Here is a 21,051-nt window from a genome sequence, read left to right on the forward strand (position 1 = left end):
GTCCCGCACGCACAGAACCAGGAGCAACGACCGCATTCATGGAACACCGGCTGGATTGGGCCCTTGCCGCCTGCGCTCGCATCCTTCGTCCGGTGGTCCGGCTGGCGCTCGCCATGGGCGTCAAGCACCCCCACCTCGAAGAGCTGCTGCGCGACCTGCTCATCGAGGAGGCGCAGCGCTCCTGGCGCCAGCAGGGCGTGAAGCGGCCCAACCTCAGCCAGATCTCGGTCACCACCGGCCTGAACCGCAAGGCCGTCACCGCCAAGGTCCGAGCCACCGTCGATCCCCTGCCCCACACCGAACTCTCGGCCGCCGCCAAGACCTTCACGCTCTGGCTGCAGATGACGGTCGACAACGAGGACCTGCGCCGCATTCCGGTCACCACCGAGGACGAGGCGCCCTCCTTCGAGCGCGTGGCCCGGCTGGCCAGCCGCGGCAACATCCACCATCGCACCATCCTGGATGAGCTGGTGCGCCTGAACATGGTCGCGGAAGGCAACGGCACCGCCGAGCTCATGGCCGACGGCTTCGTGCCGGTCGAAGACCTGCAGTCGATGCTCGCCTTCCTGGGCGACAACGGCCGCGACCACCTGCTGGCCGCCGTCTCCAACACCCTGGGCGAAACGCCCCGAATGTTGGAGCGCTCGGTGTACGCGCGCGGCCTCACGCTGGAAGATTGCGAGAAAATCCAGCTTCTCGCGCGCGAGCGCTGGACCGCCCTGCACCACGAACTGGCCCGCGAGATGACCGAGGCCGTCGATCGCGCGCCCGCCGACAGCAAGGCCCGCATCCGCGTCGGCATCTATACCTATTACGAAGACGACGAAGCCGCGCAGAAGAAGAGCGGGCCGCCCTCACGATGAACACGATCCTTACCCTCCCGCGTTCCTTCCGGCTCGCGCAGCGCCTCCTTCGCGGCCTGCTGCTTGCGGGCGGCATGGCCATGCTTCTTTCTTGCGGAGGCGGAGGCGGCGGCGGTGGCGCAGGCAGCGCGTCCGGCCTGGGCGTTGCAGGCGTATCCGGCTCCGGCACCACCACGGAAACGGGCGGCGGCGGCGGTGGCGGCGACAGCGGCGCCTCCGGCGGGTCCAGCGGCAATGCAGGCAGCGGCGGCGACGGCACCAGCACCGCGGGCAACACCAACGGCGACGGCTCCGGCGTGGGTTCCGGCGGCACCGGCGTGAGCGCGGACGCGGCCGGCATCGGCGCGGCGGACGGCCTGGGCAGCATCATCCTCAACGGCCTGCGCTACAACACCGACAGCGCCGCCTTCAGCCTCGAAGACACCAGCGAATTGCAGATCGGCATGAGCGCGCGCGTGGCCGGCAAGGTCGACGCCGACTTCACCAGCGGCGTCGCCACGCAGGTCGTCTCGGCCGCCGAACTGCGCGGCGCCGTCTCCGCCATCAACCTCGCGGACGGCAGCTTCACCGTCATGGGCAGCCGCGTGACCACCGACACCGCCACCGTCTGGGGCGACGCCAGCGGCCCGGCCGACCTGCGCGACGGCGCGGTGATCCAGGTCTGGGGCCTGCCCGCCTCGCCGGGCACGCTGCGAGCCACGCGCGTGCACATCGCGCCCGCCTCCGCCGAGCCGCTGGCGACCGGCACCGTGCAGAACCTCGACCTTGTCGGCCGGCAGTTCACGCTCGGCCTGCTCACTGTCGACTTCGGCCCCGGCGTCGACACCGCCAGCCTGGCCGAAGGCGCCATCGTCCGCGTGCGCGGCACCGTGGCGCCGGTGGCAGGCCGCTTCACCGCCACCACGGTGAAGGGCTGGTACGCCATCCCCACCGCCGACGGCATCGCGCTGCAGCTCGCGGGCGTCGCCACCGACTTCGCCTCGCTCGGCGACTTCCGCGTGCTCGGCAACAAGGTCGACGCGCGCAACGCGCAGATCACCGGCGGCCCGGCCGGCTCCATCGGCAACGGCGTCAAGGTCGAGGTCGACGGTTTCCTCTCGGGGCAGGTACTCGTGGCGAAGAAGCTGCGCATCCGCTACGTGCCCGGCACGGGCGGGCCGGCCTCGTTCACGGTGATCGGCCCGGTCTCCGGCTACCAGTCGCGTTCCGACTTCATCGTGCGCGGCCAGCACGTGAACGCCGGTGACTCCGCTACCATCTTCGAAAACGGCACCCCCGCGGACCTGGGCAACGGCAAGCGCGTGACAGTCGTCGGAGACCGCGTGGTCGACGGCGTGCTCATCGCCCAGCGCGTCACCTTCGCGCAGCCCTGAGCCGGGCTGGGCCCGGTACACCGGGCGGCGCCGCGCAACACAGGCCACGTCGTCCGCGGCGCGACCGGATCGATCGATCGGAGCCATGGAAACGCCAACCGCCCAAGCGAGCGAATCCCCGACGCCACGCTGCTGCATCGCAGGTGGTGGCCCTGCCGGCATGGTTCTGGGCCTGCTGCTGGCCCGTGCCGGCGTGCCGGTGGTCGTGCTGGAGAAGCATCTCGACTTCCTGCGCGACTTCCGCGGCGACACGGTGCACCCGTCCACGCTCGAAATCCTGCACGAGCTGGGACTGCTCGACGCCTTCCTGCAGCGCCCCCACGACCGCGTGGACGAGCTGCGCGCCAGCTATGAGGGCCGCGCCGTGCCGGTGGCCGACTTCACCCACCTGCCCTCGCACAGCAAGTTTCTCGTGCTGATGCCGCAGTGGGAGTTCCTGGACTTCATGTACGACGAGGCCCGGCGCTACCCGGGCTTCGAGCTGTGGACCGACGCCGAGGCCATCGGCCTGCTGCAGGAAAAAGGCCGCGTCAACGGCGTGAAGGTGCGTCGCGACCGCCGCGCCGGCCAGCCGCGCGAGGTCGAGCTGCATGCTTCGCTCGTGGTGGCCGCCGACGGCCGGCATTCCGCGCTGCGCGACGCGGCGGCGCTGCCGCACATCAGCTACGGCGCGCCCATCGACGTGCTGTGGATGGCCGTTCCGAGGCTGGCCAGCGACCCCGACGCCACCGCGGGCCACATCGCAGGCGGCCACATCCTGGTGACGCTGAACCGTGGCGACTACTGGCAATGCGCCTTCGTCATACCCAAGGGCGGCCACGATGCGCTGCAGGCGCGGGGCATGGTCGCCTTCCACGAAGAAATCGGCCGAATCGCGCCCTTCCTCGCCGAAAGGCTGCCTTCGGCGCTGCCCGACTGGGATTCGGTGAAGCTGCTCGAAGTGACGGTCGACCGGCTCGAAAGCTGGTCGTGCCGTGGCCTGCTGTGCATCGGCGACGCCGCGCATGCGATGTCGCCCGTGGGCGGCGTCGGCATCAACCTCGCGGTGCAGGACGCGGTGGCTGCCGCCAACCTGCTGGCCCCCGCCCTGGCCGGCGAAGCGACCGACAAGGAAATCGACGCCCTGCTGCCCCAGCTGCAGCGCCGCAGGGAATGGCCGGTGCAAGTCACCCAGGCCGTGCAGCGCTTCATACAGGACCGCGTGCTCATGGCCGTGCTCGACGGCGCTGCTACAGCCAGGCCGGGGCGTCGCCTGCCCTTGCCGCTGCGGCTGCTGGCGCGCTGGCCGCTCTTGCGCCGGCTGCCTGCAAGGGCCGTGGGGCTGGGCGTGCGGCCGGAGCATGTCCGGTCGCCGAACGCGCCGCGCACGCCCCAATGAAAACGGCGCTGAAAAACTGGCATTTCGTTACACAGCCGGCGTCCTGACCCACCGCCCGGAGGGGCCCGGACAGAGGGCGCTGTTGTAGACTGCCGGGTTTTTCGAAGAGGCGCGTTCAGGCGGATCCAGGAGGTTATGGGGCAAGTTTTCAAGCGCTCAGGTTTCAACGGCTCGGCGCTCATTCGCTTGCTTTCCCGACTGGCCGAGGCTGACGTCCGCGAACCCGCAAACCCCACCGCCGACCGGCTGAGCCAGTGGTTCGGCTGGACCGACGCCATCTCGCTTTCAGCCGCGCTCGACGGCACGCCCGCAACGGCGCAAACCAGCATTCGCGCTCCCCGCAACACCGAAGAAAGCGAATGCAACCGCGTGAAAAGCGCGCTGGCCAACGCCATCGTCGAAGACAACACCTTCGGCGCCGGCAAGGACGCCACTTCGGACTTCGCCCCCTACCGCCGCCGCTACCTCGCCCGGCAGCAGGCCATGGAAGCCGGCGTGGGCTCGCTGCGCAGCAGGCTGCGCTCGGCCATGGCTGCCAGGTCGCCTGCCATGGCGCGGCTGGCCTCGGTCGACGTGGTGATGGCGCAAGTGCTGGAAGCGCGCGAGCACAGCCTGCTTTCGGCCGTGCCGGGGCTGCTGGAGCGGCATTTCGAGCGCCTGCGCAAAGCGGGCGAAGCGCCGGCAGCGGAAGAAGCGCAAACGCCGGACGCCGCCGCCCCGCCCCCCGACGCATGGCTGGACGTGTTCCGCAAGGACGCGCAGGACGTGCTGCTCGCCGAACTTGATTTTCGATTCCAACCGGTCGAAGGGCTGCTCGATGCCCTTCGCACCCAGGCCACCAGGACCCCATGACCCGATTCCTTCAATACGCTGTGTTTGCCGCCGGCCTGGCCGTCGTCGGCTGGGTGGGCGCCGGATACATCGGCACCAACACGCTGGCGCTGGCCGTCACCTTGATCGTCGGCGCCTTCTACATCATGGGCGCGCTGGAGCTGCACCGCTTCCAGCAGGCGACCGCCACGCTGACCGGGGCCGTCTCCGGCCTGTCCGCCCCGCCCGACAACCTGGGCGCATGGCTCGACCGCCTGCATCCCTCGCTGCGCAACGCCGTGCGCCTGCGCATCGAGGGCGAGCGCGTGGGCCTGCCCGGCCCGGCGCTGACGCCGTATCTCGCCGGCTTCCTGGTGCTGCTGGGCATGCTGGGCACCTTCGTCGGCATGGTGGTCACGCTCCGAGGCACCGGCATCGCGCTCGAAAGCTCGACCGACCTGCAGACCATCCGCGATTCGCTCTCGGCCCCCGTCAAGGGCCTCGGCCTGGCCTTCGGCACCTCGGTGGCCGGCGTGGCCGCATCGGCCATGCTGGGCCTGGCCTCGGCCCTGAGCCGCCGCGAAAGGCTGCAGGCCGCGCAACTGCTCGACACGAAGATCGCCACCGTACTGCGCGTCTTCTCGCAGACGCACCAGCGCGACGAATCCTTCAAGCTGCTGCAGCAGCAGGCCCACGCCATGCCCGAGCTGGTCGGCCAGCTGCAGGCCATGATGCTGGCGATGGAGCGGCAGAGCCAGGCGCTGAACGAGCGCCTCGTCGCCGGCCAGGACAGCTTCCACAGCAAGGCCGAAGCCGTCTACGGCAACCTCGCCGCTTCCGTCGACCAGTCGCTGAAGCACAGCCTGACCGAGAGCGCGCGCGTCGCGGGCGCGGCGATCCAGCCCGTGGTCGAAGCCACCATGGCCGGCATCGCACGCGAAACCGTCGCGCTGCACGACACCATTTCGAAGACGGTGCAGCAGCAGCTCGACGGCCTCTCCGGCCGCTTCGAGGCCACCACCACCCACGTGGCCGACACCTGGAAGAGCGCGCTCGCCGAGCACCAGCGCACCAGCGAAACACTTGCCGGCGACATGCGCGGCTCGCACGACCAGTTCGCCCAGAGCTTCGAGCAGCGCTCGACCGCGCTGGTGGACGCCGTGTCCGCCCGCCTCGAAAGCGCCGTCGGCAAGGTCTCCAGCACCTGGGACAGCGCCCTGGCCCGGCATCAGCAGGTCAGCGAGAAGCTCTCCGGCGATGCGCACCAGGCCCTGTCGACCGCTGCGGCCGCCTTCGAACGGCACTCCGCATCGCTGCTTCAATCCGTCGATCAATCGCACGCGAAGTTGCAGGCCGAGCTGGCATCGCGCGACGAACAGCGCCTTGCCGCCTGGACCCAATCGCTCACCGCCATGGCCGCATCGCTGCAGCAGGAATGGCAGCAGGCCGGCACGCACAGCGCAGGCCAGCAGCAGCAGCTTCTCGACGCCATGACGCAGACCGCCCGCGAGATGACGGCGCAGACCGAAGCGCACGCGAAGAACACCATCGCCGAAATCGCGAAGCTGCTGCATGCCGCATCGGAAGCGCCGCGCGCCGCGGCCGAGATCGTGTCGCAGATGACGCTGCGCGACGAACAGCGCCTCTCGGCCTGGACGCAGTCGCTCGCGGACATGACCGCGTCGCTGCGCCAGGAGTGGCAACAGACCGGCGAGCACAACGCGAGCCAGCAGCAACAGCTGCTCGACACCATGGCGCAGACCGCTCGCGAGATGTCGGCCCAGCACGAAGCGCACGCGAAGAACACCATCGCCGAGATCGCGCAACTGCTGCAGGCGGCGGCCGAAGCACCGCGCGCCGCTGCCGAGATCGTGTCGCAGATGACGTCGCGCGACGAACAGCGCCTCTCGGCCTGGACGCAGTCGCTCACCGATATGGCCGCATCGCTGCGCCAGGAATGGCAGCAGGCCGGCGAGCACAGCGCGAGCCAGCAGAAGCAGCTGGTCGACACCATGGCGCAGACCGCGCGCGAGATGTCGGCCCAGTCCGAGGCGCATGCGAAGAGCACCGTCGCCGAAATCGCACAGCTGCTGCAGGCTGCAGCGGAAGCGCCGCGCGCCGCGGCCGAAGTGATCACCGAGCTGCGCCAGAAGCTCGCCGACGGCATGGCCCGCGACAACGCGATGCTGGAAGAGCGCAGCCGCATCCTCGAAACGCTCTCCACCCTGCTCGACGCGGTGAACCACGCTTCCACCGAGCAGCGCACCGCCATCGACACGCTGGTGTCGGCGTCGGCCGAGATGCTGGAGCGCGTGGGCAGCCGCTTCACCGAGCGGGCCGATGCCGAGTCCGAGAAGATGGCCTCCGTTGCCGCGCAGATCACCGGCAGCGCCGTCGAGGTGGCCAGCCTGGGCGAAGCCTTCGGCCTTGCGGTGCAGCTCTTCAGCCAGTCGAACGACAAGCTCGCGGGCCACCTGCAGCGCATCGAAGGCGCGCTGGGCAAGTCCATCGCGCGCAGCGACGAGCAGCTGGCCTACTACGTCGCGCAGGCGCGCGAGGTGATCGACCTGAGCATCATGTCGCAGAAGCAGATCGTCGAAGACATGCAGCAGATCGCCAACCGGCAGCAGCAACTGCAGCCTCAGCAAGCGCCCGCGGACAGCGAAGCATGATCCGCGACGACATCGAGGCCGGCTTCGACGAACCGGGCGTGCCCGTGTGGGCCGTGTTCGGCGACCTCATGGCCGGCCTGCTCGGCGCCTTCGTGCTGATACTGGTGTGCGCGATCGGCATGCAGCTCGAACTCGCTTCGAAGCTGGAAACCGAAGTCAGGCAACGGCAGGCCGAAGCCAAGCGCCTGCAGACGCTCGAGCAGGCCCTGGCCGCGCCGCTCGCGGCGGGCCGAGTGACCCTGAACAACGGCCGCATCGGTATCAGCGGCAACGTGCTCTTCGCCTTCAACTCCGCCGAGCTGCAGCCCGAAGGCCGTCAACTGCTCAAGAGCCTTGCGTCCCCGCTGACCAGCTACCTCAAGTCGCGCGACGAGATCCTGATGGTGAGCGGCTTCACCGACGACCGGCAGATGCGCGACAACGCGCGCCAGTTCGCCGACAACTGGGAGCTCTCGGCCCAGCGCGCGCTGACCGTGACGCGCGCGCTGATCGAATCAGGCGTTCCGTCGTCGTCGATCTTCGCGGCTGCGTTCGGCTCCGAGCAGCCCGTCGCATCGAATGCCGACGCCGACGGCCGGTCGAAGAACCGGCGCGTGGAAATGGCGCCCACGCCGCGCCCCTCCAGCAGCGCGAACGCGAAGCCCCGTGACTGAGGCCGAAGGCAGCGAAGCCGCACGCGACATCGGCGCGATGGTCGCTGCCGCCCTCTCACGCGGCGAGCAGCGCTTCGACCCCGTGCGCTTCCGCTTCATCGAGGCGATGGCGAAGCGTGCCAGCGCGCACGGCGGCGAGGCGCGGCGCATGCTGGACGACAAGGTGGCGACGCTTCTTGCGGCCTATGACGAAGATAGGACGAAGGCGCAGCCCACAAGCACCGTGGAGCAGGAAGCCGCTACAGAGCCCAGTCCGTTCGCGAAACTCGCCGAACATATCGCGCGCCATGCACCGATGCCCGGCAATGCCCCGGCTGCACCCGCTACTGCAGCAAAGGCCGGAGCCGCCACCAAGGCCTCTGCTGCGCCTCCCGCGCCCGAACTCAAATCGATTCGCTACTTTCAGAGCACCTGGTCCAAGCTCAGCGCCGACCGGCGCCTGACGCAATCGCTGTCGAAGGTGCCCGAGAACGCGGGCCCGCTCAACTCGCACCACCTCGTGCACCGCTCGCTCACGCTGATGCACAACCTGTCGCCGGAATACCTCAACCGGTTCATGGCGTATGTCGATGCGCTGTCGTGGGTGGATCAGCTGAACGCCGGCAGTGGCGCTGCTGCAGCCGCACCAGCGAGCGCGACAGGCTCACGCGGCGAGCCTGCGAAGAAGAGCAGCAGAAGCAAATCGAGCTAAGGCCTGCGCGCCTGCACCGTCTGGCGCGACCAGTACACACCATCGAGCCGATCCAGCCGCACCACGCCGCCAGTCGAAGGCGCATGCACGAAGCGGCCACCGCCCACATAGATGCCCGCATGCGAGGGCGTGGACGAGCCGAAGAGCACGAGATCGCCGGTGCGAAGCTCCGACACCGGCACCGGGCTGCCGAAGCCCGTCATGCGCGCCACCGTCCTGGGCGGCGATTCGCCCACGCTGTTGAGATACACGTAGCCGATGAGGCCGCTGCAGTCGAAGCCGCCGTCGGGCGTGTTGCCGCCGTAGCGGTACGGCGTGCCCACCAGGCCCAGTGCATGGATCGCGATGCTGTTCGATTGTTCGGGCGTCAGCGAGCTGCTGACCGCGGGCCCTGTCGCACCGCCCTGACGTGGCCCCGATGGCCCGGCGCAGCCCACGATGAGAAGACAGAACCCGATGGAAGAGAGAAGACGCAGCAGCCAGCGCTGCAATGCGGAGGAGGAAGAAGAAAAAGAAGTCGGCGTTGTCGGCACAGCAGGCGCGTGGTCGTGCATGTCGGAGGGCTGGGCTTGTGAACGTGCACAAACTCTAGCGCGGAATGCCGCTGTTTCCTGAAGATGCCGGCCCTCCGCGGCCCGCACTGCTGCGCGGGCGCCACGGAGGGAATGAGGGAAGGAAGACGGAAGGCTTACTCGGCCGCGGGCGCGTTGACCGCGTCTTTCAGCGCCTTGCCGGCGGTGAACTTGGGAGCCTTGCTGGCCTTGATGGTCATCTTCTCGCCCGTCGAGGGGTTGCGCCCTTCACGCTCGGGGCGGCTGGCAACGGCGAAAGTGCCGAAGCCGATCAGTTGCACCGTGTCGCCCTTTGCCAGGGCACGCGACAGGTTGTCGATGGCGGAGTCGAGCGCGCGAGCGGCATCGGCCTTGCTGAGGTTGGTGTCCGTGGCGATGGCGGCGATGAGGTCGGTCTTGTTCAAAACGGATGGTCTTTCTTGCTTGGATCAAACGGTGGAAAAAACGGTGGCGCGAATGCACACCGGGCTTGAATGTAATCGCGCTCGCGGGAAGCGATGGAGCGCCGATGCGTTTCAAAAGTGAAACATCGTGATCGATGCACGGGAGTGCATAGGAATCGGGCACCAGAGCGAGCAACGCGAAGACGTTGCCCGCCGCGCGCATCGCGCCAAATGCCCTTCAGCGCTGCGCACCCTTCTTGGTGCGCGAGCGCCGATATAGCCAGTTGCCGAAGACTCCGCCGGCGACGACACAAAGGGCCTGCACCAGCAAGGCGATCATGAAGGAATCGGAGAGGTCGTACTCGCTGCGCGCCATGTTCATCTCGTACCAATGGCCGATGGCGACCAGGATGAAGTTGGAGACGAGGCCGAGCAGCAATGCGCCTGCAGCGATGAAAAGAATTCGAACGACGAGACTCATGGGATGTACCAGAACCAGATGGCTTCTGCCTTTCTCATGTCAGTTGCCCATCCTTCAATCGACAAATGCCAATGGATACGAAACCAGGAAGAAAACTTGGTCAAGCGCGAGCCATTCCACAGATCGATGTGGTCTCCTTGCCGCCCTTCACCCCAGTAGTTCTGGATGAAGATGATTCCGGTGCGGCCTGCAATCTTCTCGAATCCTTCCTTGCCTGAGTATTTTTCGGTTCGATACAACAGCCCCGCTGCTGGCGAGTCGAGCCAGCTTGCAAGTTCCTGCGCGCGGATCGGGTATCTGGGCTTGTCCTTCTGCCATGAATAGACTCCCTTGAAAGACCGCATATCCATGGCAGACCGAATGAAGGCTGCTCCCACATCGATCGCGCACTGATCCGTATAGACCTTTTCATCCAGCAACGTATCGTCGCCCCTGATTTTTGGATGATTGGCCCAAAGCGTTGCAAACGTCGGCATTGATTCCCCCTGTTAGTTCTTCTTGGTCTCACCCTCCGATATTGAAGAGTGAGCGGGGCAGGGTACCTGATCTCAAAGAACATCCAGTGAAATCAGGGACATCAGAAAACCTAAATCCAGCTTGCAAGCATCGGCTACATGCAGTGAAGAATCAGGGCGAGCCAAAGACCAGCAATAGATTGTTCGCAGGCATCACATGCCTCTCCCGCAACACAAGCCCCACCCGCTGCGCCTCCGCGGCCACATCCTCGATACGCCGTATCCCCCACGCAGCATCCCGCCCACGCAAGTCCTCATCGAACGCTAGGTTGCTCGGCGCCGTCGCCACTTCATCCTCGAAGTAAGGCCCATACGTGACCAGCACCCCACCAGGACGCAGATGCCGCGCAGCCCCTTGCATCAGGCCGACGCACGCGGCCCAGGGCGCGATGTGGATCATGTTCGCGCAGTAGATCGCATCGAACTTCTCCCCTCCTTCAGCGAAGGCGAAACCCTGCGATGGCCATCGGGATGCCGTCACGTCGAGCAGAAGCGGCGCGCGAAGGTTGGGCAACGCGGCCTGCTCGACTCGGGCGGCAATCCCAGGCAATGCGCGCGCATCGGCATCAGTAGGCTGCCAGGTCCATCCACTCAACGCCGTGGCGAACGAGACGGCATGCTGGCCCGGGCCGGATGCGATCTCCAGCATGGCGCCCTGTTCGCCGAGGATGCCGGCCAGTGCATCGAGGATGGGCTGCTTGTTGCGTTCGGCGGCGGGGCTGTGGGGAAGGTCTGGCATTTGGGAAGGCACCTGAACGGGGTGAATGGGAGCGAGTACGCCGGAGCGAGCAAGAATATTCGAATGACTGGCGAAGATGCCCGGAAATTCGATGCGGCATATAACAATGCACTCCAGCCGCCCCGCTCCATTGCAGCGACGGGCCCCTGCCCGGCGGGCCATCCATCATCAGCCCGCGCCCATCTTTCACAAGGACCCGACAGACATGACCATCGAAACACAAGACGACGTCATCGCCCTCAAGCGCATCGGCCGCATCGTTTCGCTGACGCTGCAGCGCATGCTCGACGCGGCGGAACCCGGCATGACCACGCGCGAGCTCGACCTGATCGGCCAGCGGCTGTTGGAGGAGCACGGTGCGCGGTCTGCGCCGAAGCTCACATACAACTTTCCGGGCTCGACCTGCATCAGCATCAACGAAGAGGCCGCGCACGGCATTCCCGGTGACCGCATCATCCGGGCCGGCGACGTGCTGAACGTCGACGTGTCGGCCGAGCTCGGCGGCTACTTCGCCGACACCGGCGGAACCACCGTGGTGCCGCCCACCACTCCGCAGAAAACCCGCCTGTGCCACGCCACCCGCACTGCGCTGGCCGAAGCGATGAAGACCGCCAGGGCCGGGCAGCCGATCAACCGTATCGGCGCCGCCATCGAGCGCACTGCGAAGGCGTACGGTTTCAAGATCATCGAGAACCTCGCGAGCCACGGCGTCGGCCGGGCGCTGCACGAGGAGCCCGAGCACATTCCCGGCTACTTCGACCCTTCGGACACGCGCACGCTGCACGAAGGCATGGTCATCACCATCGAGCCCTTCCTGTCGACCAAGAGCCGCATCGTCACCGAGGCTTCCGACGGCTGGACGCTTGCGGGCGCGAACGGCAACCTGTCGGCGCAGTACGAGCACACGATGATCATCACCAAGGGTGCGCCCATCGTCGTGACCCAGCACTGACGAAAGACGAAACAAGCAGGCGCCACGGACGGCGCCGCTGCTCACCTACCCCGCCGCCACGATCACATGCGCCTGGATCTTGCCGGCCACCGGGCCTTCGCCATGGCGGCTGGCAATGACCTGCGCCGCCCGGTCCGTCGCCGCCTGGAGCGCGCCGGCATCGCGCGCCTCGATCTCGTTGCGCAGCGGCGTTCCCTGGCAATAGGCGGTGGCAACGTCGCGCGCCGAGGGTGAGCGGCTCGTCTTCTCGCGCGTCTCGATCTCGATGCTGGTGAAGCCCGCGCGGCTCACGTCGCTGCGGATCAGCGCGATGTCGTGATAGCCGTGCGGCGTGCGAGCCAGGAAGCGCGGAGGGTCTTGCGGAAAGATTTCCGCGACGGCGCTGGTTACCTCGTCGGCAAAGGCGTTGTCCTCGATGCGGTCCCACACGGTGAACACAAAGCGCCCACCCGGCCTCAGCACGCGGCGCGCCTCGGCATAGCCGGCGGTGCGGTCGGGGAAGAACATCGCGCCGAACTGGCAGAAGACGACATCGAACGAGGCGTCTTCGAACGGCAGCTTGAGCGCGTCGGCCTGCTGCCATTCGATGTCGATGCCGCTGCTGTCGCCCTGACGAGTGGCGGCGTAGTCGAGCATGGGCTGGTTGAGGTCGGTCACCACGTAGCGCGTGCCGGTGCGCAGCCTGGGCGCCAGCGCTCGCGTGACCACGCCGCTGCCGGCGGCTGTTTCGAGGACCGCGCCGGGGGAGAAGCCGGCGACCAGCTCGGCCGTGTCTGCGGCGTAGGCCTCGAAGATCAAGGGGACCATGAGCGTGTCGTAGAGCTTGGGGATCGAGCCTGCGAAGAGCTTGTCGCTTTCGGTCATGGGTGGCTCCTTGGAAGTGGGACTGCGGGCGCCCTGTTCGAGTTACCCAGCTCCAGTTCGGGGCAGGCGGCCTCGACTGGTGCGCTGCCTGATCGAGCATCGGCTGCGTTGTGCGATGGTGGCCCTCTCTGAAGGCCTCGTCAACGGCGCGGCAAATGGGCCTACCGCCACCCGCGCTCGCCCGAAGAGACCACGGTGGCCGTGCTCGGCCTGGGCCACCTCGGCGCCATGGCCGCGACCGAAGTGCAGCGCCAGGGCTTCAGAACGCTGGGCTGGTCGCGCAGCCATCGGCTGATCGAAGGCGTGGAATGCTTCTCGGGCATGGAGACGCTGGACACCGTGCTCTGCCAGGCCGACATCGTCGTGCTGATGCTGCCGCTCACGCCGCACACCAAAAGCCTTTTCGACCGAGCACGGCTGGAGCGCCTGCGGCCCGGCGCCGCCTTCGTGAACGTGGCCCGCGGGGCGCTGGTCGATCAGGCGGCGCTCACTGCGCTGCTACAGAGCGGGCATATCGGCAGTGCGACGCTCGATGTGTTCGAGCGGGAGCCGCTGCCTTCCGATGATCCGCTGTGGGGCATGCCGCAGGTGCTGATCACGCCGCATCTGGCTTCGGTTGCGATTCCCTCCTCTTCTGCGCGGCAGGTTGCGGCGAACATCTTGCGTGTGGCGGAGGGGGAAGAGTCAATGGATGTGGTTGATCCGGGGCGGGGGTATTGAGGGTTTGCGTCGAGAGGGCCAGCAGAGTGGGCGTGCCCTGTTCAACGTCGCGATGCGGAAGGGCTTAGCGCGAAGGCCCGTCGAAGAAGAAGCGCGTCGTGGCCATCATCCGCACGTTCTTCGTCGAGTTGACCGATGGCGTGTGCAGCACGCGCAAGTCCATCAGGAACACGTCGCCTGCGCGGCCGGACATTTCGATGATCTCGATACCTAGCCGATGCAGGTTGCCCCTCAGGTCGCCGGGGGTCTTCAGCACTTCGCGCAGTCGTGAGGACGTGGGCATGCCCTGTGTGTCGACGCGATGCGAGCCGGCCAGTGCCAGCGTTGCGCCGCCTCCTGGGGCTACGTCGTCGATGAGGAAGAAGGCCTGGATTCCGGGTAACGGGCCTTTGGGGTTTGCGGCGATGTCGACGTGCCAGTTCAGGTTTTCGAGGGTCGAAGCGCCTTGGTTGGGTGGGGACAGGAGCAGTTGGGTTTCTTGAATCGCTGACGGAGGGCGCCCGCCTAGACGAGTGATGCAGTCGATCAGCTCGGGCGTGGACAGCGCTTCGTGCAAGCCTGGAACTTTGACGAGCGCCGACAGCTTTCCGATCTGTTGGAAGACAGGGAGCTTTTGCAAAGAGCTCGCCGAACCTTGTCCTCCTCGCCGCGAACTCAGTCGATTCACCTCATCGTGCAACTGCCCCCTGATAGCCGTAATCTGCTTCTTTAGATGGAAGCCTTCCAACGGCAGATACCCGTTCCCGAAGAGGAAGTTGGCTTGAACTAGGTTCATTGCTTTTCCACTGGAGAAGCCATCAGTGAACTCGATCCGGAGAAGACCAAGATCCGGCGCGGCTGGGGTCTTTGCCAAGGTGAATGATGTTCTCGATTGCAGTCAGATAGCAGTAGCAACTCCTCGCTAGCTAATGGATAGATCCCATAGAGAGCAGCCTTTTCTGCCGGAAGGCAAATGCCCAACATCGAAGCCAGAACTCACAGGCCCACGACCCTATTCCAGTCCGCTATGTACATGTAAATGCGATGAAACTCACTCGGAAGGAGCATCCGATTATGAGCAATGAAGTGCCGACACTTTTCTAACTCATCCATTCGCTGCTTCAACCAATGCTGACTCGGGAAAATGCCTTCGAAACAAGTCCACTTCTCCACGATGATTGTGGAAAGATGACCAAAGTCCATGTATCCAAGGATGTCGCCCTTTTCCCCTTCCAACCAAGAATCTCCTTGAGAGTCCCTTTGCCGGTCTTCGGAGTACTTCTTGGCTCGCTGAGGGAGCTTACTGGCCCACTCGGGCCCTTCCTTTTCTTCTAACGTTTCACGAATTAAGGCTCGAACCGAGTTCTCAAAGCAGTGCAGGACCACATAAAGTCGCCCCATCTCAATAGCTCGGTTTCGGATCGCCAACCCAAAAGGTGCGATCGCTTCCGAGAGTAGGCGCTCCTCCGCCTGCCCGATCTCTGCTCCGATCTGAATACCCGCTGCCTGAAACTGTGTGGCTTCAGACTCAAGCATTAGCCCGCGAAACAAGAAATCCCTGAGGTCTTTCAGATCCTTACTCAAGGAGATGCTCCTTCAAAGATCGAAAGATAGCGTTGTACACCTCTATGTCTTTGGTAGCTGGAAGGTGAATCTGAATGTTGTAGTGCAGGCTCGTGCCTGTGCGACGTGCTGACTCCTTCCTAGCCTCGGTCTGAACCTCGAGCTTTTCCTCCTCAAGCGGGGACGATCGCTCATTTCTTGGGGGAGGAGCTGGGGTCGCAACGTCATCGAGGTCAGCCAGCGGCAAGAGCGAGAAGAATGTGCTCGCCATCAGTTTGGCCATTCTGTCCGTCGTGTTGTGCGCACTCTTGAATTTGCCCTCAAACAGTACCTTATCGTTCTCTGTTGGCTTCGCCCGAAGCACAAAGAGATCGCGATACGCTTCTTTCATTCCTTGGCCTAGAACGCGCCGAGCGGTCTGATCGTCACTCCTGTAATCGTGATACCTTGGAGTAGGCTTCCCATCCGCCGTTAAAAATCCCAGTGCTTTCAACAATGGCAGGAACAGCCGGTGATTAGAAGAAGTAAACCCTAGGTCTTTCAGGTGTTGAGTCGTAAATTGACTTGGTGCCTGACCCTGTTTGATTTCTCTGAACAGATCCTTAATCTGCCCTAGGGTTTGTACATATACGTCCGTCAGTGCCATGAATCCTCACCTCCGAGAAGTTTTTTAGCTAATAGGCCGATTGTTCAAACGGGAAGCGTACAGGTATAGCAGATCTGTAAACCTTGACCAAGCTCGAAACCCGCTATTGGAGATAGCTCGCAGACCGGCAAACAGCTTATCAGTCCTATCCCAGCACACGCCTTTGAGACGGAAGACGGCCATCCGAGCGACGACGGACCAGAAACGCTGCAAAGCGAAGACTCGCAGGGGGCACCAAGGACCGCAGTGAGGGCCAAGCGAGCTTGAGGAACGTGACGGCCTCAACCCTCAACTAACCAGACTTTTCCCGAAAGGTCTTGTAGCCTCCTGCATCAATCAGGAGCACTCCAACGCAGTTCCTCCCGACCCGTCTCCCACTACTTCCTGGAACCATCCGTCCCCAGCTCCGTAGAAGCACCAGAGCAGCGAGTTCAACTTCTCCAGCTTGTTCTCTAGAAGGCCGAACGGGACCAAGTCATGGTCCCGTCCGCAACTGCTTTGAGGCCCCTCAGAGCCGTTGATCGCTCGCAATAGTCAGAAGACAAGTCCTCGCCCAGTCTGCGTGATCGGGGTCTGGTGTCATCTCGGGATTGAAGTACCACTCATAGAAGTCAGCGGCTATGGCCGGAAATCGGTCGTAGTCCCATGCCGAGTCGTCCGAATAGATGATTCCGTCAGTCAATTCAGCCAGCGAGGCGGCGATGATTCCGTAGGCGAGATTGATGATTGCAGGCTGGCCAACGCTGCGTCGAAAGGACCAGTAGTGCCCTTTGGCCAAGCAAGATTCGATGCGAGATCGTTCGGTCCTTGCTCGCTCATTCGTTTCGAGCAATTCGCGCCACATCGTCCAGTCAATCTCTTCGACTTTCCTGTAGCTGACGTCGGTCCCACCCAGCACCCCTGGAACATGAAACCAGCCGTACTGGCCTCTTTGCCAGATCATCTCGTCGTCGGGCGTGATTGGTACCTCCTCGTGGCTTCTGTGATGTCTCACCTCGACTCTCAGTTCAGGACGTACATCAATGCCATGACGGCGGAGTCGCTCCGCAAGTCGCGTCGAAGCCAGTTCGATCAGCTCGCCAAATTTCGGAGTTTCCGCAGTTCCGGAATAGACATCAAACGTGGTCGACATAGATGCCCTCGCGCAGTTGTCTTCCTATCTTCCCCAAGTCCAATTTCATCTCGCTCCTCCGTTCTCCTGAAACAACTCCACAGCCTCCCGCGCCAAATCCGAAGCAATCCAAAGCAGATTCTCCCGATGCGCCTCCCCCGCATCCTGGAACCATCCGTCCCCGGCGCCGTAGAAGCACCAGAGCAGCGAGTTCAGCTGCTCCAGCTTGTTCTCCAGTAGACCGGCCGGGTCCCGTGTCGTGGTGGTCGCGTCCGCAGATGCCGGCTTTCCTGCGCCGGCCATAATTCGTTTAGCCATTTGGTGTGCTCGCTTTCCAAAGTTTGTGCACGTCATGTGGTTAGACGGTCAAGGTGTTCGCGCACCTTGGCCGTCGCCTTTTGCGCCTCACGTTCGCGTCGATGCAAGTCGCACCGACAGCCCGCCGCAAGGCAATGCGGTTTCACTCAAGAGAGGTCTTCGTGTGCTCTGCCCTCCATGCCCACTTGGTGGGTCGTTCAACCACAGGGGCATTCACTGTATAGAAGACCAGGCTGCGCAGAAGTGACTTTCTGCCCAGAACCTGTCGATTCCTTCGCTTGATCGCGAGGCGGCGGCGCCAGTCCACAAAGCGCTGACAGTCGCGGCGTCGATCAGCGAAAAAGAGGCTGCAGAAGCGGCTGCGTCAGCTCAGGAATCGCGCCCGAATTCGCGCGCATGTTCCACCGCGTACTTGATGAGCTCGGCCTGCCCCTCGATGCCCAGGCGGCGCTTGATGCTCTGCCGGTGCGCCTCCACGGTGCGCACGCTCAGGCCCAGATCGCGGGCGATCTGCTTGCTCGATTCGCCTCGGCCCAGCGCCGAAAGAATCTCGCTCTCGCGCGGGGTGAGCAAGGGCCTGGGCTCCTGCGTGCGGAAGAGTTTTTTCGACACGGCCGGGCTCAGGAATGTGCCGCCGGCCGACACGGCCTCGATGGCCGCGACGATCTCGGCCGCGGGCGCGTCTTTCAGCACGTAGCCGCGTGCGCCCACCTGCAGGGCCTTCTGCACGTACTCGGGGTTGTCGTACATGCTGAGCATCACGATGTGCGGCGCGCCCTGGCGTTGCAGCAGCAGCGCCGCGAGCTCGATGCCGTTCATGTCCTTCATGCCGACGTCCATCAGCATGAGGTCGGGCCGCACGCTTTCCACCAGCTCCAGCGCTTCGGCGGCGCTGCCGGCTTCGCCGACGATCTCCAGGTTGGGCATGGAGCCGAGCCTTGCGCGCAGGCCGTCGCGCACCAGCGGGTGGTCGTCCACCAGGAAGAGGCGGACCGTTGTCGTTGCGGGTGTCGAAGGGGGCGTCGTGGGCTTGGGTGCGGTCGTCATGCTGCTGCTGTCTGCGCCTTCGCGCTGCGGGCCGGCACTTCGGCTTCGATGGATGTGCGCCCGGCGTTGCTGCACATGGTGAGCCGCCCGCCGATAGCCTCCATGCGCTCGCGCATGTTGCGCAGGCCGATGCCGCGCCGGGGGTCGAGCTGCACGGCCTGAATGTCGAAGCCGGTGCCGTCGTCGCTCACTTCGAGGCGCACGCCTTCCTCTTCGTCGAAGCTCAGCGCAATGTGCACGTGCTGTGCCCTGGCGTGCTTGCGCACGTTGGTCAGCGCCTCTTGCGTGAGGCGGAAGAGCGCGGTCTTCACCTCGGGCTGCAGCTCGAAGGATTCGCCGCCCACCATCATCGATGCATCGACGCCGCCGCCCTCTTCCCTGAACTCGTCGACCAGCCGTTCCAGCGCGGCGGGCAGGCCCAGGGTGTCGAGCAGTGCGGGGCGCAGGCGGTGCGATATGCGGCGCACTTCTATCAGCGAATCGTTGAGCCGCTGCAGCGCCTTCACCAGCGCGGGCGGCGTGGGCTGCTGCTTGCGTTCGAGCGACTCGACGGCCGATTCGATCAGCAGTTTGGCCGACACCAGCGTCTGGCTGGTGCCGTCGTGCAGCTCGCGCGCGAGATGGCCGCGCTCTTCTTCCTGCGACTGCACCACGCGGCGCGCGAGCAGCCGCAGCTTGGCCTCTGCCGTGCGGTGCTCGCTCAGGTTCAGCAGCAGGCCGGCAGCACTGACCACGCCGAGGCACAGCGCGGCAATACCGGCAATCCACAGCAGCGTGGCCGTGACGTTGGCGTTCATCTGCCGGTCGAGGGTGTCCATGGTCGACTGGATGTCGTCGAGGTACAGGCCGGTGCCGACCATCCAGTTCCATCGCGGCAGCGCGGTCACGTAGCCGAGCTTGGGCGCCATCTGCGCGCTCGAAGGCTTGCGCCATTCGTATTCGACGTAGCCGCCGCCTTTTTCTTTCGCGCCCTTGATCAGCTCCTGGATGGTGTAGCGCCCGTGCGAATCGCGCAGCTCCCAGAGGTTCTGCCCCACCAGCTCGGGCTGGCGCGAATGCATGAGGGAGTTGCCCTCCAGGTCGTAGACGAAGAAGTAGCCGTCGTCGCCGTAGTTGAGCGCGGCCAGCCGGCGCAGCGCCTCGTTGCGGGTGGCCTCGTCGTCCTGGCCTGACTCGTACAGCGGCAGCAGGTTGCTCACCGCCAGGTCGACGTAGCTGCGCAGCTCGCTGCGGCGCTGGGCCATGTAGCTGCGCTCGATGAGAGCACGCTCGCGCGCGGCCAAGTCGTGCTCCTGGTGGCGCACCGCCAGCGCCACCAGCACCAGTGCGATGAGCAAGGGTGCGACGGCCAGGGCGACGATCTTGGTGCGGAGGTTCATCGGGTGGCAAGGCTACCACCGCGCCTCCGGGGTCGGATCAGCTGCCTACGGCTGCCGGAGCGGCTACCCGCTTGAACCCCGTTGCGTAGTAAAGCAGCGCCAGCACCACATACCCGCCACCCAGCAGGCACAGCCCGCTCCACCCGTGAAAGGCATACACCGCCGCCGCGATGCCCGATGCCACCGCCGCGCAGATGAAGATGAAGGTCATGAACAGGCCGTTGAGCCGGCCGCGCAGTTCGGGCGCGAGCATGAAGAGGCTGCGGAAGTTGAGCACCTGGCACAGCTGCACCGCGCCATCGAGCAGGATGCCGGCCGCGACCAGGCCGGCCAGCGAGCGGTAGTGCATGGAGACGGCGCCCAGCACGAAGGAGAAGAGCGCGACCGCGATGGCTCCGCCGGTGGCGGGGCGCGTCCATCCCCGGTCGGCCAGCCGGCCTGCCACCGGTGCCAGCAGCGCGCCCGCCGCGCCGGCCAGCGCGAAGAGCGCGATGCCGCGCTGGCCCATACCGAACTCGTGCACCAGCGCGAGCGGCACGGCCGTCCAGAAGGCCTGGAAGGCGGAGAACATCATTCCCTGGTAGAAGCCGCGGCGGCGCAGCAGCGGCGTGTTCATCACGATGCCGGGCAGCGAGGCCATGGTGCGCGCATAGCCCACCGAAGCATGCGGGTGGCGCTGCGGCAGCGCGCGCCACAGCACGGCGATAAGGGTGGCCATCAGCACTGCCGACACCCAGAACACCGCGCGCCAGCCCAGCGCGGAAGCCACCACGCTGGCGAAAGGCCGCGCCAGCATGATCCCGCCCAGCAGGCCGGCCATGATGTTGCCGACCACCTTGCCGCGCGTGGCCTCGGGCGCGAGGTGCGAGGCGAAGGGCAGCAGCACCTGGGCCGCGACCGCGCAGGTGCCCACCACGAAGGAAGCCGCCAGGAAGGTGACGGCCGAGTTCGACAGCGCAATGCCCACCAGCCCGATCACCGCGCCGAAGAGCGCACCCACGATGAGCCGGCGGTTCTCGACCACGTCGGCCAGCGGCACCAGCAGCAGCAGGCCGGCGCCGTAGCCGAGCTGGGTGAGCGTCATGATGAGCCCGGCCAGGCCGGCGTGAAGCTGCAGCGTGTCGGAGATGGGGCCGATGAGCGGCTGGGCGTAGTAGATGTTGGCCACGCACAGGCCGCAGGCGACGGCGAAGACCAGCGTGAGGGCCGGGCTGAGGCCGGGTGCGGCGGGGTGGGCGGAATGAGCGGAGTCAGCGGCTTGCGCCGTCGAGGATGGAGAAGACACGGAGGGATCCCGGTTTGCGAGAGGGCTTGCTTCAGGGTTAACCCGAAGGCCGGGCAC

23 protein-coding genes are annotated in these 21,051 nt (G+C 65.5%); 9 read left to right on the forward strand and 14 right to left on the reverse strand.

Translation table 11 applies throughout. The features are described from left to right. Nucleotides 1-38: 38 nt before the first annotated feature. From ABL838_RS23265 to ABL838_RS23295, 7 genes are all read left to right on the forward strand, one after another. Nucleotides 39-863 (forward strand): DUF6502 family protein, encoded by an 825-nt coding sequence (locus ABL838_RS23265; RefSeq protein WP_418122124.1) that lies wholly within the window; start codon nt 39-41, stop codon nt 861-863. After that, nucleotides 860-2,236, forward strand: a complete 1,377-nt coding sequence (locus tag ABL838_RS23270) for a DUF5666 domain-containing protein (protein WP_418122125.1) — start codon at nt 860-862, stop codon at nt 2,234-2,236. Before ABL838_RS23265 ends, ABL838_RS23270 begins: the two co-directional genes overlap by 4 nt. A gap of 85 nt (nt 2,237-2,321) precedes the next feature. Next, on the forward strand, nt 2,322-3,614 hold the full coding sequence (locus tag ABL838_RS23275; protein WP_418122126.1) for an FAD-dependent oxidoreductase: 1,293 nt from the start codon (nt 2,322-2,324) through the stop codon (nt 3,612-3,614). Nucleotides 3,615-3,749: 135 nt separating this feature from the next. Next, on the forward strand, nt 3,750-4,466 hold the full coding sequence (locus ABL838_RS23280; RefSeq protein ID WP_418117509.1) for a DUF3348 domain-containing protein: 717 nt from the start codon (nt 3,750-3,752) through the stop codon (nt 4,464-4,466). After that, nucleotides 4,463-7,096: a DUF802 domain-containing protein gene (locus ABL838_RS23285; protein ID WP_418122128.1), complete on the forward strand. Its 2,634-nt coding sequence runs from the start codon at nt 4,463-4,465 to the stop codon at nt 7,094-7,096. Before ABL838_RS23280 ends, ABL838_RS23285 begins: the two co-directional genes overlap by 4 nt. Next, nucleotides 7,093-7,749, forward strand: coding sequence for an OmpA family protein (locus ABL838_RS23290; protein WP_418122129.1), 657 nt, complete (start codon nt 7,093-7,095; stop codon nt 7,747-7,749). The genes ABL838_RS23285 and ABL838_RS23290 overlap by 4 nt, the downstream gene beginning before the upstream one ends. Continuing rightward, nucleotides 7,742-8,440, forward strand: a complete 699-nt coding sequence (locus ABL838_RS23295) for a DUF2894 domain-containing protein (protein ID WP_418122130.1) — start codon at nt 7,742-7,744, stop codon at nt 8,438-8,440. The genes ABL838_RS23290 and ABL838_RS23295 overlap by 8 nt, the downstream gene beginning before the upstream one ends. On the opposite strand, the gene ABL838_RS23300 is transcribed toward ABL838_RS23295, so the two are convergent. From ABL838_RS23300 to ABL838_RS23320, 5 genes are all read right to left on the reverse strand, one after another. Beyond that, nucleotides 8,437-8,994: a C40 family peptidase gene (locus ABL838_RS23300; protein ID WP_206169530.1), complete on the reverse strand. Its 558-nt coding sequence runs from the start codon at nt 8,992-8,994 to the stop codon at nt 8,437-8,439. The genes ABL838_RS23295 and ABL838_RS23300 overlap by 4 nt on opposite strands. A 134-nt stretch (nt 8,995-9,128) precedes the next feature. Beyond that, nucleotides 9,129-9,416: an HU family DNA-binding protein gene (locus tag ABL838_RS23305; protein ID WP_125946996.1), complete on the reverse strand. Its 288-nt coding sequence runs from the start codon at nt 9,414-9,416 to the stop codon at nt 9,129-9,131. Between the two features lie 217 nt (nt 9,417-9,633). Beyond that, the gene (locus ABL838_RS23310; RefSeq protein WP_301505047.1) at nt 9,634-9,876 is read right to left on the reverse strand and encodes a hypothetical protein; all 243 of its coding nucleotides are present in this window, start codon (nt 9,874-9,876) and stop codon (nt 9,634-9,636) included. Continuing rightward, nucleotides 9,873-10,352, reverse strand: coding sequence for a type VI secretion system amidase effector protein Tae4 (locus tag ABL838_RS23315; protein ID WP_301505045.1), 480 nt, complete (start codon nt 10,350-10,352; stop codon nt 9,873-9,875). Before ABL838_RS23315 ends, ABL838_RS23310 begins: the two co-directional genes overlap by 4 nt. Before the next feature lie 151 nt (nt 10,353-10,503). Continuing rightward, the gene (locus ABL838_RS23320; protein WP_418122132.1) at nt 10,504-11,130 is read right to left on the reverse strand and encodes a DUF938 domain-containing protein; all 627 of its coding nucleotides are present in this window, start codon (nt 11,128-11,130) and stop codon (nt 10,504-10,506) included. Nucleotides 11,131-11,335: 205 nt separating this feature from the next. On the opposite strand from ABL838_RS23320, the gene map reads away from it, so the two are divergent. Beyond that, nucleotides 11,336-12,082 (forward strand): type I methionyl aminopeptidase, encoded by a 747-nt coding sequence (map, locus tag ABL838_RS23325; protein WP_418122134.1) that lies wholly within the window; start codon nt 11,336-11,338, stop codon nt 12,080-12,082. A gap of 45 nt (nt 12,083-12,127) precedes the next feature. Here the strand turns inward: map and ABL838_RS23330 are convergent, their stop codons facing one another. Further along, nucleotides 12,128-12,946: a class I SAM-dependent methyltransferase gene (locus ABL838_RS23330; protein WP_418122135.1), complete on the reverse strand. Its 819-nt coding sequence runs from the start codon at nt 12,944-12,946 to the stop codon at nt 12,128-12,130. A 195-nt stretch (nt 12,947-13,141) separates the two neighbouring features. Here ABL838_RS23330 and ABL838_RS23335 point away from each other — a divergent pair, with 195 nt between their 5' ends. Further along, on the forward strand, nt 13,142-13,666 hold the full coding sequence (locus tag ABL838_RS23335; protein WP_418122136.1) for an NAD(P)-dependent oxidoreductase: 525 nt from the start codon (nt 13,142-13,144) through the stop codon (nt 13,664-13,666). 64 nt (nt 13,667-13,730) lie between these two features. Here ABL838_RS23335 and ABL838_RS23340 read toward each other — a convergent pair whose 3' ends face one another. From ABL838_RS23340 to ABL838_RS23375, 8 genes are all read right to left on the reverse strand, one after another. Beyond that, on the reverse strand, nt 13,731-14,519 hold the full coding sequence (locus ABL838_RS23340) for a phytanoyl-CoA dioxygenase family protein (protein ID WP_418122138.1): 789 nt from the start codon (nt 14,517-14,519) through the stop codon (nt 13,731-13,733). Nucleotides 14,520-14,641: 122 nt separating this feature from the next. Next, nucleotides 14,642-15,229, reverse strand: coding sequence for a Swt1 family HEPN domain-containing protein (locus ABL838_RS23345; RefSeq protein WP_418122139.1), 588 nt, complete (start codon nt 15,227-15,229; stop codon nt 14,642-14,644). After that, entirely contained in the window at nt 15,222-15,854 is a 633-nt protein-coding gene (locus ABL838_RS23350) for a DUF5343 domain-containing protein (RefSeq protein ID WP_418122141.1), read from the reverse strand. Before ABL838_RS23350 ends, ABL838_RS23345 begins: the two co-directional genes overlap by 8 nt. Nucleotides 15,855-16,362: 508 nt before the next feature. Beyond that, nucleotides 16,363-16,986, reverse strand: a complete 624-nt coding sequence (locus ABL838_RS23355; protein WP_418122142.1) for a hypothetical protein — start codon at nt 16,984-16,986, stop codon at nt 16,363-16,365. 45 nt (nt 16,987-17,031) lie between these two features. After that, nucleotides 17,032-17,283 carry a hypothetical protein gene (locus tag ABL838_RS23360; RefSeq protein WP_369661155.1) on the reverse strand — a complete coding sequence of 84 codons (252 nt, stop codon included), beginning with the start codon at nt 17,281-17,283 and terminating at the stop codon, nt 17,032-17,034. A gap of 369 nt (nt 17,284-17,652) precedes the next feature. Then, on the reverse strand, nt 17,653-18,330 hold the full coding sequence (locus tag ABL838_RS23365) for a response regulator (RefSeq protein WP_418122143.1): 678 nt from the start codon (nt 18,328-18,330) through the stop codon (nt 17,653-17,655). Next, nucleotides 18,327-19,709, reverse strand: a complete 1,383-nt coding sequence (locus tag ABL838_RS23370; RefSeq protein WP_418122144.1) for a cache domain-containing protein — start codon at nt 19,707-19,709, stop codon at nt 18,327-18,329. The genes ABL838_RS23365 and ABL838_RS23370 overlap by 4 nt, the downstream gene beginning before the upstream one ends. Nucleotides 19,710-19,746: 37 nt before the next feature. Next, complete coding sequence (locus ABL838_RS23375; RefSeq protein ID WP_418122145.1) at nt 19,747-20,994, reverse strand: MFS transporter; 1,248 nt, start codon at nt 20,992-20,994, stop codon at nt 19,747-19,749. Nucleotides 20,995-21,051: the final 57 nt, after the last annotated feature.

Origin of the sequence: Variovorax sp. 160MFSha2.1, assembly GCF_048305075.1 — a bacterium.
Lineage (GTDB): Bacteria > Pseudomonadota > Gammaproteobacteria > Burkholderiales > Burkholderiaceae_C > Variovorax > Variovorax guangxiensis.